The sequence below is a fragment of the Dysgonomonas sp. GY75 genome, assembly GCF_015234155.1.
Taxonomy (GTDB): Bacteria; Bacteroidota; Bacteroidia; order Bacteroidales; family Dysgonomonadaceae; genus Dysgonomonas; species Dysgonomonas gadei.
The window spans coordinates 486,751-505,839 of the sequence record NZ_JADCLQ010000012.1 but is presented as its reverse complement, the minus strand read 5'-3'; the positions used below and the strand labels follow the sequence as shown (position 1 = coordinate 505,839).

9 protein-coding genes are annotated in these 19,089 nt (G+C 41.8%); 8 read left to right on the top strand and 1 reads right to left on the bottom strand.

The window, feature by feature from the left end; all coding sequences use genetic code 11:
* The 3 genes from IR083_RS07450 (at position 1) to IR083_RS07440 (ending at position 4,586) form a co-directional block, all read left to right on the top strand.
* Positions 1 to 1,569, top strand: coding sequence for a glycoside hydrolase 43 family protein (locus IR083_RS07450; RefSeq protein ID WP_194223802.1), 1,569 nt, complete (start codon positions 1 to 3; stop codon positions 1,567 to 1,569).
* An 89-nt stretch (positions 1,570 to 1,658) separates the two neighbouring features.
* Positions 1,659 to 3,875 (top strand): glycoside hydrolase family 3 N-terminal domain-containing protein, encoded by a 2,217-nt coding sequence (locus tag IR083_RS07445; RefSeq protein ID WP_194224026.1) that lies wholly within the window; start codon positions 1,659 to 1,661, stop codon positions 3,873 to 3,875.
* Between the two features lie 354 nt (positions 3,876 to 4,229).
* Complete coding sequence (locus tag IR083_RS07440; protein WP_194223801.1) at positions 4,230 to 4,586, top strand: hypothetical protein; 357 nt, start codon at positions 4,230 to 4,232, stop codon at positions 4,584 to 4,586.
* 621 nt (positions 4,587 to 5,207) lie between these two features.
* Here the strand turns inward: IR083_RS07440 and IR083_RS07435 are convergent.
* A complete protein-coding gene (locus tag IR083_RS07435; RefSeq protein ID WP_194223800.1) occupies positions 5,208 to 9,188 on the bottom strand; it encodes a hybrid sensor histidine kinase/response regulator transcription factor in 3,981 nt (1,326 codons plus the stop codon).
* Between the two features lie 349 nt (positions 9,189 to 9,537).
* On the opposite strand from IR083_RS07435, the gene IR083_RS07430 reads away from it, so the two are divergent.
* Genes IR083_RS07430 through IR083_RS07410 form a run of 5 tightly spaced genes read left to right on the top strand, consistent with a single transcriptional unit; the run spans position 9,538 to position 19,025 of the window.
* Positions 9,538 to 11,925: a glycosyl hydrolase family 95 catalytic domain-containing protein gene (locus IR083_RS07430; protein WP_194223799.1), complete on the top strand. Its 2,388-nt coding sequence runs from the start codon at positions 9,538 to 9,540 to the stop codon at positions 11,923 to 11,925.
* A gap of 55 nt (positions 11,926 to 11,980) precedes the next feature.
* Positions 11,981 to 15,100: a SusC/RagA family TonB-linked outer membrane protein gene (locus IR083_RS07425; protein WP_194223798.1), complete on the top strand. Its 3,120-nt coding sequence runs from the start codon at positions 11,981 to 11,983 to the stop codon at positions 15,098 to 15,100.
* Positions 15,101 to 15,112: 12 nt separating this feature from the next.
* The gene (locus tag IR083_RS07420; RefSeq protein ID WP_194223797.1) at positions 15,113 to 17,074 is read left to right on the top strand and encodes a RagB/SusD family nutrient uptake outer membrane protein; all 1,962 of its coding nucleotides are present in this window, start codon (positions 15,113 to 15,115) and stop codon (positions 17,072 to 17,074) included.
* 28 nt (positions 17,075 to 17,102) lie between these two features.
* Positions 17,103 to 18,299 (top strand): DUF5000 domain-containing lipoprotein, encoded by a 1,197-nt coding sequence (locus IR083_RS07415; RefSeq protein WP_242052379.1) that lies wholly within the window; start codon positions 17,103 to 17,105, stop codon positions 18,297 to 18,299.
* Between the two features lie 36 nt (positions 18,300 to 18,335).
* Complete coding sequence (locus IR083_RS07410; RefSeq protein ID WP_194223796.1) at positions 18,336 to 19,025, top strand: DUF4998 domain-containing protein; 690 nt, start codon at positions 18,336 to 18,338, stop codon at positions 19,023 to 19,025.
* The last annotated feature ends 64 nt before the right edge of the window (positions 19,026 to 19,089 follow it).

Here is a 19,089-nt window from a genome sequence, read left to right as displayed (position 1 = left end):
ATGACTTTTTATAAAAAACAATTATGCCTGTTAGCCTGTACTTTAGCAACAATAACTATTCACGCTCAGGATATATCGTGGGGAGATCAGGGTAATGGTAAATATATAAACCCTATTCTCGCCGCCGATTATTCCGATCCGGATGTGATACGTGTTAAGGATAAATATTACATGGTATGTTCCGATTTCCATTATATCGGCATGCCTGTTCTGGAATCGGACGATATGGTAAACTGGAAAATCATAGCGCAGATTTACGACAAATTCGATTTCCCGGAATGGGGAAAGAACGAGCGTTACGGAGGCGGCTCATGGGCTCCGGCGATCCGCCATCATGATGGCAAATTCTGGGTATTCTTTTGTACACCGCATGAAGGATTGTTTATGTCGAATGCCGTAAATCCGGCAGGGCCCTGGTCTCCTTTACTGAATGTAAAGCATATAAGCGGTTGGGAAGATCCTTGCCCTTTCTGGGACGAAGACGGTCAGGCTTACATTGGCAGGAGCCGGCTGGGTGCAGGCCCTATCATTTTGCATAAGATGAGCCCTGACGGCACATGCCTGTTGGATGAGGGAGTAACGGTATATGAAGGGCCTGTTGCGGAAGGAACCAAGATATATAAAATGAACGGCTATTACTATATGAGTATTCCCGAAGGAGGGGTTGCCACAGGCTGGCAAACAGTTCTGAGGTCAAAGAATATTTACGGGCCATACGAAAGAAAAATTGTATTAGAGCAAGGCAGTACAAATATAAACGGGCCTCATCAGGGTTCTTTAGTAGATACGCCCGGTGGCGAATGGTGGTTCTATCATTTCCAGGATACGCATCCGCTGGGGCGTGTTGTGCATCTACAGCCTGTAATATGGAAAGACGGCTGGCCTGAAATAGGCAAAGATATTGACGGAAATGGCATAGGTGAGCCCGTAAGTGAATGGGGCAAGCCTAAGACAGAGAAGAAGTGTAAGATATTCGCTCCTCAGGGTAGTGATGAGTTTTCATACTCAAAATTGAAATCCCAATGGCAATTCAATCACAATCCGGTGCATGCCGACTGGTCTTTAACCGGACGTAAAGGATACCTGAGGCTGAAAGCACTGAAGGCCGAAAACCTCCGTTCTTCCAGAAATATGATTACCCAAAAGGTTATCGGTTATCATGGAGATGCTTCAACAGAAGTCGATTATAATAAGATGGAAAACGGGCAACGCGCCGGATTGTTCTGTATAGGTAATTTGTTTAACGCGGTAGGTGTCGTTAATGATAATGGTAACTACTATCTCTACTCCGAGAATGACGGAAAAGTTAGCAATATACTGCCTCTTTCTTCCGGTAGAGTTTATTTCAAAGCATCGTTGGATGCGGTAAAGAATCAACATCAGCTATTTTACAGTCTCGATAATAAAGAATTTATCCCTGTAGGGGAACCCTATGCCCTTCACTCCAGTGACTGGAAAGGAGCACGCATTGGCATTTTTTCCTATAATACCCTTTCTGATGGAGGTATAGCCGATTTCAATTGGTTCAGGTATAAATTTGATGGTCCGGGATTATATGCAGACAAATGAATGATAAATATCTAATATATTAATAATTAAGACATAAGAGAGTGAAAAAAGTTAGTTTGATAGTAACGGGACTGGTATTTATAGCCAATATGGCTTTAGCCGGTGACGGGAAGCCTTTATATAAAGATAAGAATATTCCCATTGAACAACGGGTAGAGGATTTGCTCGGCAGAATGACGCTGGAAGAGAAAGTATGGCAAATGCAGAATAAGCCCAACAGTAACATTGACGAGGTAGAAAAAACATTCGATGGCAGAAGCTTCGGAACGACTCACGAAATGGGCAAGTCGGCTCAGGAGTGTGCCGGTATATTCTATAAGGCTCAACAATATATGCTTAACAATACCCGTTTAGGGATTCCGTTGTTGACGGCTGCAGAAGGTATTCAGGGTATTTTACAAAATGAATGTACGTTGTTTCCCCATGCCATAGCGCAAGGCAGTACATTCAATCCGGTATTGATACAACGGATGGCTGAAGCGGCCGGAGATGAGGCCCGTGTCATCGGTATCCGTCAGGTATTGTCTCCCGTATTGGATATCGCCCGGGAATTACGTTGGGGACGTATTGAAGAAACATTTGGGGAAGACCCGTACCTGATTGCTGAAATGGGAATCGGATTTGTGAGAGGGTATCAGAATAAAGGTATTGCCTGCATGCCTAAGCATTTTGTGGCGCATGGTACGCCCGTTGGCGGCCTCAACTGTGCACATGTAAGCGGTGGCGAAAGGGAACTGTGGAGCCTCTACCTGTATCCTTTCCAAAGGGTAATACAGGAAACAAAACCCTTGTCGGTAATGAGCGCCTACAGTGCTTATGACGGTGTGGCTACTGCAGGTTCCTCTTATTACATGACCGATATACTTCGCGGCAAACTTGGGTTCGATGGATACGTATATTCCGACTGGGGGTCTGTAGAACGCCTCAAATCGTTTCATTATGCCGCAGAAACTCCGGAAGAGGCTGCGCAGATGTCTGTTGAGGCCGGAGTTGACCTGAATGTCGACTGGACCTATGATCGTCTTCCCGAACTGGTTAAGAATCAGAAGATGGATATAAAATATATAGATCAGGCTGTACGCCGCATTCTTACCGTGAAGTTCAGACTTGGTCTTTTCGACGATCCTTTCGGGGAGCCTGAAAAGGTAAAATCAGTAGTGCGCAATGCTGAGAAAGTTGCTTTGGCAAAAGAGATAGCGGATGAAAGCGCTATCCTGCTGAAAAATGAAAACAACATATTGCCTCTCAACCTGAATAAGTATAAAAAGATCGCCGTTGTAGGGCCAAACAGTAACCAGACTGTTTTCGGTGATTATTCCTGGACAGGCAGCGACACAAAAGAAGGAGTGACTCTGTATCAGGGATTACAAAACGTAACAGGAAAGAAGGCCGTTATTTCTCAGGCTGATGGATGCGACTGGTGGAGCCAGAATGCCAGCGATATAAAGAAGGCTGTAGAATTGGTAAAGCAAAGTGATATAGCGATAGTTGCCGTAGGTACAAGAAGTACATATCTTGGGAGAGGCCCAAACAAGTCGACCGCCGGAGAAGGCTTCGATCTTTCATCCCTTGATCTGCCGGGCAGGCAACAAGATCTACTCAAAGCCATAAAAGCTACAGGAAAACCGATGATAGTTGTTCTTATTGCCGGAAAACCGATAGTGATGACATGGGCAAAGGAGAACGCAGATGCTATTCTTACTCAATGGTATGGCGGTGAGCAACAGGGAAATTCAATGGCAGACATTTTAGTAGGCAATGTAAATCCTTCGGGAAAACTGAATGTGTCCTTTCCTCGTAGTACGGGCAATACTCCTTGCTTCTACAACTATCTTCCCACCGATCGTGAACAACAGTTCGATAGTGGAGGGTCATACGAAGAGCCGAGGGGGCATTATATATTTGAGAAGCCATATGCTCTGTGGAACTTTGGATATGGCCTGAGCTATACTGATTTCCGGTTTTCGGACTGTGTGTTGAATGATAGTATTTTCTCTCAATTCGGGACAATCAAAGTTTCGGTAGAAGTGGAAAACACAGGGAAGAGAGATGGAAAAGAGGTGATACAGTTGTATGTAAAAGATAAAATAAGTTCGGTGGCTACACCTGTACATCAACTGAAAGCTTTCAAAAAGGAATTTATAAGAGCCGGGGAAAAAGTAAAAGTTGAGCTGGAAGTTTCGGTTTCGGAACTGGCTCTTTACAATGTAAGGATGGATAAGGTTGTTGAACCCGGAGAATTTGAAATTCAAATAGGCAACTCGTCTGATAATATTTTTATAAAAAAAATAATTTCAGTAAAGTAAACTAATGCTTTTTTTTAATATAGAACTTTAAAAATAAATGATGATGAAAGCGTAGTTAAACCGATTTTGAGTAATATCAAAATATTAGTTTGACATATTGAATGGGATAAAGATCAGCCCTTCAGAAAAGATTCTTCAATTTTGTATGAGATTAATTTTATTAGAGAAGAAAATTATTACACTATGATTTAGGCTTTAAAGGTTAAGACTCAAAAATAAAGCTGCTTATTTTTCGACATTCCTTGATACTTCTTTATTGAAGTTCAGGGAATGTCACTTTTTATATAGCTATATCTTATAAACAAAAAAACTCCCTGCGTTCTATCCTTAGATATAATCTCAAAAATATCAATAATGGAACAAAAAAGCTTAACGTTAAAACAGGAAATAGAAATTAAAGAATACGCTCAAAAACTCAAAGAAGGAAAGGGGTTGAGAAAGATTTACCCGATGGTTGTATTCGGCGATGAATCATGCGGAGAAAAAGATTACTACATAGCCTATATGGGCGAACCCAACTTCCCCCAGTTCAGCAAATTCATGACTGCCTCTAAAAAAGACGAGGTAATGGCTATGCGCCAACTGGCCAAGGATTGCTTTATCGAAGGCGACAAAGAATTAGTAGACAAAGATTCCCTCTTCCTTTTCGGATTAATGGGACAACTCTCCGAAATCATAAGCACCCGTCAAAGTCAGATCGTAAATTTATAAATCGCTGGGTTGTAGAAGATGTGCGCCCATAAGGGCACTTAATAAATGTGTGTAGCAAACACTAGACGAGGGTTTATACGTCTGTTAACATCCAACTTATCTGAAAGGGAAACCAGAAAGGGAGTTGGAAAAACCATAAGTCAGTAAATTGTCATACTGCGACTGAATGGGGAGTTGAAACGATAGATATGAGGATAAAATCTGAATTGAACAAGTATTCAAAAGTCATTCACCAGTGTCAAAAGGTTCATTGACATTAAAGGATTCTATGACAATAATCGGTATATGCGCTTTCCAAAACCTTGCGTTTTGTTTCCATGTCGATTCTGGCATACAATTCTTTGTTGTTACGGAAATGTAACCTAGAAAGTTTCGGATATTATCCAAATCTACAGATAATATCTGAGGTATATTCAAATTGTATACTAACGAAATCACTCAGATTACAAAATATAATTTGCTCTAATACAACAACTGTCTGTCAAGTAATCTATCGTTACTCTTATTATAGCTGTATATCATATATGCCACACTAATCTGTAAAAACTTTAGAATTTCGAAACATGGACTAAAAATTGGTATTAGTCAAATCTTGAAATAGAAATTATAAAATATTAAAATCTAACCATTATGTACCTTCTGCCTGAATTCTTTAGGTGTCATACCAAATTGTTTTTGGAATATTTTGGTGAAATATGATGAAGAGTGGATGCCTACCAGATAGCAGATTTCACTTATACTATGCTCGTTTTCGATAAGTAGGGTCGCTGCTTTTTTCAATCTTATCAGGCGTATAAAGTCGACAGGAGCTAATCCCGACAGGGCTTTTATCTTGCGATGCAGACTTGAGCGGCTCGTATAGACGAGGTCGGCCAATGTTTCGACACTGAAGTTACTATCGGTGATATTTTCATTTATTTTATCGATGAGCAGATTCAGAAATTGCTCGTCTGCCTTGGTTATGCCCATTTGCTGTACTGCAAGAAACGGTTTTTGCATGAATGCTTCCTTTTCCCGCTTCCTGTTTATCAAAAGTGTGCTTATTTGCGAGATGAGATAATTGACAGAAAATGGCTTTTCTATATAAGCGTCGGCTCCGGCTTCGAGCCCTTTTATTTTGCTCTGCAGATCATGCTTGGCAGTGAGCAGTATGGTAGGAATATGGCTATGCTCTATATCCGATTTTATAGTCCGGCACAGTTCGTAGCCATCCATGCCTGACATCATTATATCCGAAATCAAAAGATCGGTTCTTATCTCATTAAGTTTAGAAAGGGCTTCTTCCCCGCTAGTGACTCCTGTGACTTCATACAAGTCTTTGAGGTTGTCTGTAATGAAAGATAATAGTTCTATATTATCCTCCACAATGAGGATGGTTTCCGAAGATTGCTTTTTGTATGTAATCTCAGATTCTTCCAGTATTATATCGTTTTTGGGCAGTTTCTTTTCTATTTTGTTTTGGGTTAAAGGCAGTTTCAGAATGAATGTATTCATACCCGGATCGTTTGCCAGATATAAGCTTCCATTATGCAATTGCGCCAGCGAACGGGCGAGGGACAAGCCTATACCGGATGAAGAGTTATTGTTCTTGTTCCGGTCCAATTGGTAGAATGGATCGAAAATGCGTTCCTTTTCTTCCCTTGGTATAAGCTCTCCGTCATTACTGAAACGGATCACATAATTATTGGCGTCGTGTTTCTTTAATTCGATTTCTATATTCTGGAAAGAATAGGATATAGCGTTTGAAAGCAGGTTGTTGAGAATCTTTATCATAGCTTCTTTATCTACCGGAGCATAAAATTCAGTACCGGGGAGAACCAGTTTTATTATTTTCCTCTTTTGGACGGCTGATGCTTCGAAGCGGGTATATATATTCTGTATCAGTTCCGGCAGATTGATCATAGTGAAAGTCAGGATAAACTTGTGGGCATCCACTTTCTTGAAGTCCAGCAACTGATTTATAAGAATAAGTAATTCGGAGGTATTTTTTTCCATAATCAGGAGATTCTTTTTTATTTCCAGATCTTTAATATCCATTTCGAGCAATGACTCCAACGGGCCGTTAATCAGTGTCAGAGGAGTTCTTATCTCATGTGCAATATTTGTGAAAAAATCCACTTTGGTGCTGTATAATTCTTTTTCCTTCTCTGTTTCGAATAGTTTTTGCCGTTCGAGTTGTTCTTTCTTCTGTTTTTTATTGTACCAGAAAAGCCAGAAGGAAATACATGCGATGAATAGGATAGCATAGATAAGATAGGCTATGCCCGATTGCCACCACGGAGGAAGTATTTCTATATCGATATAAGTCCCTTCTTCGTTCCATAAGCCGTCGTTATTGGATGCTTTCACACTGAAACGGTATTTGCCGGGAAGCAGGTTCGCATAAGACACGCTTTGCTGATTATTGCAATATATCCAGTCTTTATCAATATTTTCCATTTTATAGGCATACTGGTTTGCTTTGGATGTCGCATAGCTGAGGGCTACGAATTCGAATCCGATGTTTGACTGGTCGTGCCTGAGTATAATGTTCCGGGTATGAATAATACTTTGTTCCAGGGGGGAATCCGCACTTCCGGTTTTTACTTCTTTGTTCAGGATGGTCATTTTGGTAATAAAAACCGGAGGTATATAGGTATTTTCCTTATACTGGAACGGGTCGAATGCTACCAGACCATCGACTCCTCCAAAATAGAATTTCCCTGAACTCGATATTAAGGCCGACCTGTACAAAAACTGATTTCCGGGTAGTCCGTTACTCTTCTTGAATACCCGCACTTCTTTTGTCTGGGGGTTGAATCTCACTAATCCGTTATTGGTTCCAAACCAAAGATTGTGTTGTTTGTCTTCCAGTATTTTATATGATACATCATCGGGTAAACCATCTTTGAAAGAGTATGATGTAAAATTGTTTCTATCTTTATTATAGCAGCATATTCCTCCCCTGTCGGTAGAGAGCCAGACCTTTCCGGCGCTATCTACAAAAATACTGCTTACCGAATTAGAACTGAGCGAGGTGCTGTCTTCCCTGTTATGCAGGTAATGTACCGTTTCATTCGTTTCAAGGTTATGCTTGTAGACGCCGTTTCCGATGCTTGCTATCCAGACATACCCCTCAGAATCTTCCACAATGTCGTATATGAAGCCTAATTGTGGCTGGGGAACGAATCGGTCTGTAATCTTATCAGCGATAAACACCCCCCAGCCGTTGCCTATCCAGATACGGTCGAAACGGTCTTTGTATATGGCAAAGACACTGGGTTCGTTAAGCCCGAGCTGCTCGGCGCTGTAATGTTTTATCTGCATGCCGTTCAGGGAAATGGCGTCCAGCCCTTTTTTGAAATAGCCAGCCAGAATCTTGTCTCCATCGAGGAACAGGGTTATTATCCTGTCGTGATGCGAAGATGTATTTATTTCTGTTTTCAGGTGCCGGAATTCGTCTTTTTGTGGGTTGTAGATATCTATATCGGCATTTTCCGATCCTATCCAGATATTACCGGCTGCATCTTCCTGCAGGCAACTGATCCTTCTGCTGCTGATAGAGTTATGATGACTTTGCGGCACAAATCTTTCAAACTTGAGGCTCTTAGGCAGCAAATAGTTTACTCCTCCATAAATTGTTCCTATCCAGATACCTCCTTCCCTGTCGCGATATATATCCTCTATCATATTGTCCGACAATGATTCGTTATCTACCGGGTCCTGCTTGATATTGACTACGGTATTCTCCAGCTCATTAATAATGTATACGCCATCGAGAGTGCCTACCCACAACTCGTCGCCGATGCAGGTAACATCGCGGATTATTTTGTAATATACTTCCGGTGCTTTTACTTCCTGTAGTATATTCCTTTTTTTATTTAGTTTCTCGAGTTTGCCTTCATGTACTCCGATAATTAAATCCTCGCCGTAGTCGCACATGGTATATATATTTTTCCCTCTCAGGGAATTCCCGTTTTTATCACCCAGATATTGGTTGAATGTATTTTTATCTTTATCGTAGAGGTATACCCCGCTGCCGTTTGTCCCTACCCATACCCGTCCGTTGCTTTCTATGGCTATACATTCGGGATGTCCATCATGGAGTAGTTGCATATCGCCGACGTGGTAGTGATATAATTTCTGGTTTGTGGTATTATACCTGAACAAACCCTGATTAGGAATTACTATCCAGATATTGTTGTCATGGTCGCTTACAATGTCTGCTACCCAGTCGTTAATATCTGTTCCGTCATCGGCGACTTTGTCAAAAAAAGAAAATGTTTCTTTCAGGGGATTGAACAGGAAGACCCCTTTGTCTGTCCCAACCCACAGAATTTTATTTTTATCTTCATATAATGAAGAGATGTTATTGTTACTCAACTTTAATACCGGGTCTGTACAATCGAATATCTTGATATTGGTACCATCATATCTGTTCAGTTTATTACGCGTGCCGAACCACATGAACCCATCACTGTCTTGCATGATAGTCTTGACTCCATTTTGGGATAGCCCTATATCCCCGTTAATTTTTGCGAAAGTGTAGTTTGCCGGGTTATTGTCGCTGGCGTTCAGTCCTGGAGAAAATAAACAAATGATAGATAACAGAAAATGTTTCATAAGGTAATCATTTTTAAGGTTATTGGGAATTTGCACGATTTTATATTTCCATGAACCCGGCGATTTTAAGAAAAAATCGTGGTTCAATTCATATATTGATTAGAAATAGGGTATCAGAATTTTATACAAAAATAAGAATAATAAAGTGCGCAAATAAGTCAAATTATATAACAAATGTCCTATGAAGTAAAATTTAAGATATAAATGAAACAATATTACAATTAATTGAAGAACTGGCATATATTAATAATACTGATATAATACTAATTTTGAAGCACTATCCGAAGAGGTTGAAGACGGCTTTCGAATATATGCTTGTTGAAATTTAATCATTAATATCTATATATCTATGAATAGAACTCTGTGTTTTATTATCTTTTTCTTATTTTTAATACAAAACTACTCTTCCGCGCAAGATTTACGTCTTTGGTATAATAAACCCGCGGATAACTGGATGGAATCGTTACCACTGGGTAACGGACGTATTGGAGCGATGGTATATGGTGGGTTAGAAACAGAAATTGTCGCCTTGAACGAAATTACACTGTGGTCTGGCGGATATGATGAATATCAGGAAAACTTTTGTGGTAAAAACATTCTGGCGGAGATACGGAAAGAGTTTTTTGAAGGACGGATTGATAAAGGAAACGAGCTGGCTACCCATTTTCTGGCAGGAACACCTCATTCGTTCGGTTCACACCAACCCTTAGGCGATCTGAAAATAATGTTCGATTATGATTATAAAAGCGCAAAGGATTACAAGCGTCAACTGGATATCAGAAAGGGGCTGGCAACAGTATCCTTTAAAATAGATAAAACAACATATAACCGTGAATATTTCTGCTCTAATCCGGGTGGTGCCCTTGTTTTCAGGTATGCATCCGATAGTAAGGGTGCACTGTCGGCTACCTTCTCTTTGAATCTTTTCAGGCATTCCGATATACTATATGATAATGATGAAATATCCTTTTCAGGTGAATTCCTGTCTGATGGGAAAAAGAACGGAGTTGCTTACCTGGGTAAAGTAAAAATTATTTCCAAAAACGGGAAGTCGCACTTTGCCGACAATAAGCTGAAAATATCCGATGCCGATGAGATAACTGTATATGTAGATATACGCACAGATTATAAGCAATCCGATTTTGCCAGTAACTGCAACCGGACTGTCAGGGATATAGCACAAAGGAAATATGCCTCTGTAAAAGAAGAACATATCAGAGATTTTTCCCAATTATTCAACAGGGTAGAGCTGAACCTGGGAAATAGCGAATCGGATAATTTACCGACCAATGTGCGATGGGCACAGTTAAAGGAAGGTAAAGAAGATGCCGGCCTCGACGCGCTATTCTTTCAGTATGGGCGTTACCTGCTGATTAGCTCGTCCCGGGAGAATTCTCCTTTGCCGGCCAATCTGCAAGGAATATGGAATGACAATCTTGCTAACAATATGGGTTGGAATTGCGATTATCATTTGGATATTAATACACAGCAAAATTACTGGCCTGCCAATATCACTAATCTGCATGAATGCAGCATGCCTTTGTTCGATTACATCGAAGACCTTTCCGTATATGGGGAAAAGACTGCGCGAAAGGTGTACGGAAGCCCCGGCTGGGTGGCGCATACCATTGCCAATGTATGGGGATTTACGGCTTCGGGTCAAATAAACTGGGGTTTGTTCCCCACTGCAAGCTGCTGGATAGCAAGTCATTTATGGGAGCATTACCGATATACGCAGGATAAAGAATTTCTCAGAAATAAGGCCTATCCTCTACTCAAAAAAAATGCAACGTTCTTTCTAGATTATATGGTTGAAAATCCGGCAAACGGTTATCTTATGACCGGGCCGAGTACATCGCCTGAAAATACTTTCCTATACAAGGGGATGCATTTGTCGGTGTCGATGATGCCTACATGCGATAAGGTGTTGGTTACGGAAATATATAACGCCTGTATCGAAGGCTCTGAAATCTTGGGAATAGATAACGGATTCAGAGAAGAATTAAGGGCGGCGCTGAAAAAGTTTCCTCCATTTAAAATCGGTAAAAACGGAGGAGTTCAAGAATGGTTCGAAGATTATGATGAAGCGCATCCCAATCACCGCCATACAACTCATCTTCTGGCGTTGTATCCATTTTCCCAGATAACATTAGGAAAATCGCCGGATCTGGCGGAAGCGGCTCGCCGGACAATTTATTTACGGGAGACAGCAAAGGGCTGGGAGGATGTAGAATGGAGCCGGGCCAATCTTATCTGTAATTATGCCAGATTGAAGGATGTGAAAGAGGCATATAAAAGTGTACGCATGCTTCAACGTGATTTTACCCGTGAAAACCTGTTGTCTATTTCGCCGAAAGGAATAGCCGGAGCCCCTTATGACCTATTTATTCTGGATGGGAATACTGCGGGTACCGCAGGCATAGCTGAAATGTTGCTACAATCCCATGAAGGATACATCGAATTTTTGCCGGCATTGCCCAGGCAGTGGAAGACCGGGTCTTTTAAAGGGCTTTGCGTCCCGGGCGGGGCAACCGTGGATTTGTCATGGAAAAACGGATATGTAGAGAATGCTGTAATAACGATTACGGCGGATAATAAATTTATGATAAAGAAACCTAATAGTAATCTAAAATTGAAGCTAATGAAAAACAAGAAATTAATTAATCAGGATTTTAATGAAAACGATGTGTTGACCTTAGACCTAAAGAAAGGGGATATTTTGAAAATAAGTGAGTAAAAGCATGATGTTTATGTAAAAAGCAATTATTAACCTTAAATTATTCACAAGTAGTATGAGAGAAAAATGTTTATTCATTTTAAAGAGAATCTCATTTGTGCTATTCCTGAGCTTTCTATGCTCATTGAATGTACATGCGCAAAACAAGAGGGTAACAGGTATTGTTACCGATGAACTGTATGAGCCCCTAGCCGGGGTAACTATTGTGGTTAAGAACTCTACGAGAGGAGTACTTACTGATGTTGACGGTAAATTTTCTATTGATGTAGCTCCTGGGAGTACACTTGTTCTTACTTTCCTGGGGATGACTTCACAAGAGATTACGATAGATAGTAAAACTGAATATTCCGTCAAGATGCTCCCGATGACGAACGAATTTGAAGAAGTAACCGTCGTCGCTTTTGCCAAACAAAAAAAGGAAAGTGTTATAAGTGCTATATCAACGGTAAAACCGGGGGAATTGAAAATACCTGTGAGTAATCTGACGAATGCACTAGCTGGTCGCATGTCGGGGCTTATATCCTATCAGCAGAGCGGAGAACCCGGACGTGATAATGCACAATTCTTTATCCGGGGGGTTACAACTTTCGGTTATAAGAAAGACCCTCTCATTTTGATCGATAATGTAGAATTGAGTGCGGACGACCTTGCCCGCCTTAATGTGGATGATATTGCCCAATTCTCTATTATGAAAGATGCCACCGCTACCGCCCTTTATGGTGCGCGTGGAGCTAACGGGGTTATACTTGTTACGACCAAAGAAGGTAGAGAAGGGCCTGCAAAAGTATCGATACGTATGGAACAATCGATATCGGAACCTACTAAAATGGTGAAACTCGCAGATCCTATCACTTACATGGAACTGAATAACGAAGCAGTATTGACACGCAATCCTCTCGGAATAGCTCCGTTTGCCCAGTCGAAAATAGATTATACGCGGCAGGGCTTAAATCCTTATGTGTTTCCGGCCGTCAATTGGTACGATGAACTGTTTAAGAAAAGTACTACTACACAGCGTATTAATCTCAATATCAATGGTGGAGGGCCGTATGCCAAATACTACATTGCCGCCTCGTATGCCGACGATAATGGAGTATTGAAAAATGATAAACTGAACAATTTCAATTCGAATATTGACCTGAAAAAATATACTGTCCGGTCGAATACGAATATCAATCTGACCAAGACCACCGAAGCCATCATTCGTGTAAGCGGCTCGTTTGACGATTATTCCGGCCCTATCGACGGGGGAACGGATCTGTTCAAAAAAGTGATGCGTTCGAGTCCTGTGCTCTTTCCCAAAAGTTTCCCCGCAGTAGGTGAATATGAAGGAGCTACACATGTACTTTTCGGTAATGCAAAGGAAGGCGGCTACATCAATCCGTATGCCGATATGGTGAGAGGCTATAAAGAATACAACCGTACAATGATTTCAGCCCAAATAGAAGGAAAGCAGAATCTTGATGCGTTGCTGAAAGGATTGAACGCTCGTGCTTTATTTAACACTACCCGCTATTCGTACAGCGATGTAAGCCGTAGTTACAGTCCTTTCTACTACCGTGCCACGAACTACGATAAACGCACCGATACTTACAACCTTTTTGAGATCAATCCCACCGGTGGACGCGAAGAATTGAATTATAGCGAAGGAGGAAAAGACGTTCAGACTACCAACTATATGGAATTATCGTTTGACTATAACAATACTTTCGGTGATCATAATGTAAGTGCTATGCTTGTTACAACGATGCAGGAGCGAAAAATATCGAATGCAGGTTCGCTTCAGAAATCCTTGGCGTATCGCAACCAGGGATTGTCGGGACGTTTTACTTATGCGTATAAGTCGAAATACTTCGCAGAATTGAACTTCGGTTATAATGGTTCGGAACGCTTTTCGAAGAACGAGCGTTTTGGGTTCTTCCCGTCTGCTGGCGTTGGTTACATCATATCGAATGAAGATTTTTGGAAAAATTCGTCCATAAACAATTATGTCAATAAACTGAAATTGAAATATACGTACGGGCTTGTCGGTAACGATGCCATCGGCAGTGAGGACGATAGATTCTTCTATCTCTCAGAACTGGGAGAGGACGGTGGAAAAGGACTGCGATGGGGTACAGAATTTGTTAACGGGATTAATGGTATATCAACCAGACGCTATGCCAACGATCAAATTACCTGGGAACGCTCAAAGGAAATGAATGCCGGCATCGAATTGGGTTTGTTTAATGGTAAGGTAGACATAATCGCCGATTTCTTTTACAAATACCGGGATCATATTTTACAAGACAGAGCCTATATTCCTACTACAATGGGATTATCTGCCGGCGTGAAAGCCAATATCGGTGAAGCATCGGCAAAAGGTACGGATATTTCGATAGATTATAATTTCGTTTCCCAAAAGGATTTTTGGGCTACAGCCCGTGGAAATTTCACTTATGCTACCAGCAAGTATGAAGTCTACGAAGAACCCGATTATGCAGGACAAGGCCAGCCCTGGCGTTCGCGTATAGGACGCAGCCTGTCGCATAACTATGGATACATTGCCGAACGCTTGTTTGTCGACGAGGCCGATATAGCGAACTCACCTGTTCAGAATTTCGGAATCTATCAGGCAGGTGATATCAAATATAAGGACATCAATGGCGATGGTAAAATAACTGATTCAGACTGCGTATTCTATGGATACCCTACTACGCCGGAAATAACCTATGGTTTCGGATTTTCTGTGGGTTACAAAGGTCTTGACCTCTCTATGTTCTTTCAGGGAAATGCCCGCGTATCGTTTTACATCGATCCGAGGGAAATATCGCCATTCATAGATACAAAGGCTCTAATGGATGTTATTGCACAGGATCACTGGTCGGAATCGAATCGTAATTCATATGCCTTTTGGCCCCGCTTGTCCGATGGAAGTATAGAAAACAACTATCAGACCAGTACATGGTGGTTGCGCGATGGGACATTCTTCCGTGCCAAGACAATAGAATTGGGTTATACTTTACCGAAAAAATGGACTAGTAAACTGCGCATGGAAGATGCCCGGTTATATGTAACCGGTAACAATCTGTTTACTCTCAGCAGATTCAAGTTATGGGATCCCGAAATGGGCGGGAATGGCCTTGGCTATCCTATACAACGAGTGTTCAACGTAGGTGTGAATATTAATTTTTAATTTATTTCCGATATGAAAATATATAAATGGATACTATCGTGTATTCTTGTATGTAGCTTGTGGGGATGCGCCGACTACTTGGATGTTGTACCCGATAATGTAGCTACGCTCGACATTATGTTCAATAATAGGGCCAGTGCCGAAAAATATTTGACTACTTGTTATTGGTATGTGCCTGACTATGCCAGTCAGACAAATCATCCCGGCTTGGCTGCAGGGAACGAGACATGGTATTATACATCGCATGACGGTTCGTTTTCAAACAGATGGGTATACTTTATCGCTTTGGGCTTCCAGACTTCACAATCTCCGTTAGCTAACTATTGGGATGGCGAGAACGGGGGTAAAAGCCTCTTCCAGGGTATACGGGATTGCAATATCTTTATCGAATATGCATCTCAGCCGGGACGAATATCTGGGCTTACCGAAGCTGAACGCGTGCGATGGCTTGCCGAAGCCAAAGTGCTCAAAGCCTTCTACCACTATTACCTGTTCCAACTATACGGGCCAATCCCTATCACTGATACCAACTTGCCTATCGATGCTACGCCGGAAGAAGTGAAAGTAGAGCGCAAAAAGGTGGATGATGTTGTAAACTATATAGTCGGCCTGATCGATGAAAGTTATAAAAACCTTCCGGTATCCATTGCGAAGGAAGCTACCGAGATGGGCAGGCTGACACAGGCCGCGGCCTTGGGAATTAAAGCTAAAACACTATTGTTAGCTGCAAGTCCCCTGTTCAACGGTAATACGGATTTTGCGAATTTCAGAGACCGTAACAACGAGCCGTTCATTAATCAAACGGTGAGTGTCCAAAAATGGAAAGATGCCGCCGATGCCGCACTTGCCGCCATTGAGTCGGCTCATCAGGGCGGGAGAGAATTATTTGATTTTAGCAAAGAATGGAATATCGCATTGCCCGACGATCTGCTTTATGGCATGAATGTGCGCGGTGCAGTGACCTCGCGTGAAAATAAAGAGCGTATCTGGGGTGTCGGAGAAGGTTCGTCACATGATTTACAGGCTCGCTCTCAGGCCCGTCTGTGGCCGGGTATGAGTGGTGCTGCCGACAATATTTTGTTCGGAACGTCGCAATGTATCTATGCGCCTACACTGGCAACGGCAGAAAGATTTTATTCTAAGAACGGAGTGCCTATCGAAGAGGATAAAGATTGGAATGATAACGGCTGGTACAACAATCGCTACAAAACGCAGCAGATTACCTCGGCCGACCGTTATAATATGCGCGAAGGCCAGCGTACGGCAATACTCAACTTCAATCGTGAAGCCCGGTTCTACGGAACACTCGGTTTTGATAACAGTACCTGGTACGGGGCTGCCTGGAAAAACCCTGAGGATTTCAACCAGCAGAATTATATTCGGGCTAAAAGGGGTGAATTTTCGGGTATTATTTCCACCGGATATTATTCTATCACAGGCTACTTTGCTAAAAAAGTATGCCATGTGGAGAATGAGACTTCGGCCAGTACATGGATTGTGAAAACGTACAGTATGCCTATTATCCGTTTAGCCGATCTTTATCTGATGTATGCCGAAGCATTAAACGAAGCTACCGAAGGCACTACAGTACATCCGGATGTATATCATTATATAGATCTGGTACGTGAACGCAGCGGACTGAAAGGTGTGGTGGAATCGTGGCGGGATTATTCACTCCATCCTGATAAACCTTCCACTCCATCCGGAATGCGCGAGATAATCAGGCGTGAACGTACCATCGAGTTTGCACTCGAAGGCCAGCATTATTTTGATATCCGCCGCTGGAAGCTGGCAGCAAGAGAATTTGCGAAACCGGTGCAGGGCTGGAACGTACAGGGTGAAAACGAAGAAGATTATTATCAAATAAAGACGATCTATACACCAAAAATCTATATGACCAAACAATACTTTTGGCCTATAAAGGAACAGGATATTTTAATCAATCCTAAATTGGTTCAATCGTATGGATGGTAAGCTAAATTTATCGAAAGGAGAAAATATTATGAAAAAATCAATCATACTGTCAGCACTATTCATCGCCTTTATGTTTATCAGCTGTGGCGAGGATAATCTGATGCAGCCATACGGGCCTAACGACGGCATTGCTCCGGGTGAAGTAACTTTATTGTCATATGAAGCTATTCCGGGTGGTATATCTATTAAATACAAAGCTCCGGAAGATGTTGACCTTTTCTACATAAAAGCCAAATATATGCTCGATACCGGTAAGGAAATGGAGGCAAGAGCTTCTGTCTATGGTAATGGGCTTACAATTCAGGGGTTCGGTAATGTCGATCCGAAAAAAATCACACTCTCGGCTGTAGACAGGTTCGAAAATGAGGGGAAATCTTCGACTTATGAAGTCATACCCGGCCAACCTTCCTATTCGGAAGCCTTTAAAACGATTGATGCTTCTGCTACTTTTGGCGGAGTCGCCATAAAACTGGAGAACGCAGGTCGTGGAGATATTGTGGTCGATGTACTGACACAAGACAGCATTGGAGAATGGTATTCTGTGCATACGGAATACACTCGTCGCGGCAGTATACAATTTGCTGTTCGGGGATTCGATCCCGAAGAACGTGAATTTCGCGTATCTGTGCGTGATCCGTGGGGCAATACCTCAGGGGAATATTCCACAGTCGTTACCCCATATTTCGAAAAACAACTCGACCGCAGCAAATTCCGTGAATTTTACCTGCCTACCGACACCAGTGTGAACGAATGGGGTTTCACTATGAGTCAGATATGGAACGGAAATATTGCTTACAACGGGTTCAATATGTGTCACAGCAATAACTTCGAAAATTTCCCTGTGTGGTTTACATTCGACATGGGCGTAAAGGCCAAGCTAAGCCATTATACTTATTGGCAGCGGTTGCAGGACGATTTTTTGTATCAACACAATAATCCGAAAGAATGGGAGCTATGGGGACATGCCGATACTCCTCCTCTCGACGGCAGTTGGGATGGATGGGTATTGCTTTGCCGCAGCGAAAGTTTCAAACCATCGGGGCTTCCAGTAGGACAGATTTCGCAGGAAGACATAGAATATTCCACCCGTGGCGAGGATTTTGAGTTTCCGCTCGATGCCCCTCCTGTACGTTATATTCGTTTTAAGGCCCTGTCTACTTTCACTGGCAACAAGGCCATCCATTTTGCTCAAATTTGGTTCTACGGACAGGAAGTGGAAGATTAACATATTAATAAAGAACAATATTAAAAATGAACAGATATGAAACGAATATACCAATTCATCGTAATAATGTTTACAATCCTATTTTCCTCATGTAGCGGAATGATGGATGACATCAAGCCTTATCTGGACGAAGGCGAAACCATCTATGTCGGAAAACTTGATTCCATCCGTATATTTTCGGGGTACAACCGGATACAAATTGAAGGAATGATGCCTTATGGTACAACACAGGTGAAATGCGCTATCAGTTGGAACAACCCGTTTGGAGAAAAAGGATCAAAGGAATTTGACGTTGTGCGCGGCGATTTTAATGAAGTGTACCAATTCATGCTGGAAAATTTAGTCGAAGGACAATATGATTTCACCATTGTAACGAAGGATTCTCACAACCACTCCTCCATCAAGGTCGAGATAGGCGGCTATTCTTACGGCGATGTATATCAGAACATGCTTGTAAATCGTCCAATAGACAAGATAGAATCAGGCATGATTCAGTGGAAGGATATGAACAATGATGAAGTACAGGGATGCAATTTGGAGTATGAGCTTGATAACGATGGCGGATTCAGGCAGCTTTATGTACCTATTAAAGATCAAAGTACCTCTATCGATGGCTATAAACCGAATGGAATATTGTACTGGAATACCGTATATTTACCGGATTCAACAGCTATCGATAAATTTTATACAGAGAAAGCTACGCTTTCTTTACCTGCAAATCCGTAATTATAAATGACTGGTTATTTATCCTCAATAATCATATTGAATGATTGACATAATAATGTGGTTA

Coding starts and splice junctions, on each gene's coding strand:
- IR083_RS07410 (WP_194223796.1), top strand. CDS start 18,336: ATGAAACGAATATACCAATTCATCGTAATAATGTTTACAATCCTATTT.
- IR083_RS07435 (WP_194223800.1), bottom strand. CDS start 9,188: ATGAAACATTTTCTGTTATCTATCATTTGTTTATTTTCTCCAGGACTG.
- IR083_RS07440 (WP_194223801.1), top strand. CDS start 4,230: ATGGAACAAAAAAGCTTAACGTTAAAACAGGAAATAGAAATTAAAGAA.
- IR083_RS07450 (WP_194223802.1), top strand. CDS start 1: ATGACTTTTTATAAAAAACAATTATGCCTGTTAGCCTGTACTTTAGCA.
- IR083_RS07420 (WP_194223797.1), top strand. CDS start 15,113: ATGAAAATATATAAATGGATACTATCGTGTATTCTTGTATGTAGCTTG.
- IR083_RS07430 (WP_194223799.1), top strand. CDS start 9,538: ATGAATAGAACTCTGTGTTTTATTATCTTTTTCTTATTTTTAATACAA.
- IR083_RS07445 (WP_194224026.1), top strand. CDS start 1,659: ATGGCTTTAGCCGGTGACGGGAAGCCTTTATATAAAGATAAGAATATT.
- IR083_RS07425 (WP_194223798.1), top strand. CDS start 11,981: ATGAGAGAAAAATGTTTATTCATTTTAAAGAGAATCTCATTTGTGCTA.
- IR083_RS07415 (WP_242052379.1), top strand. CDS start 17,103: ATGAAAAAATCAATCATACTGTCAGCACTATTCATCGCCTTTATGTTT.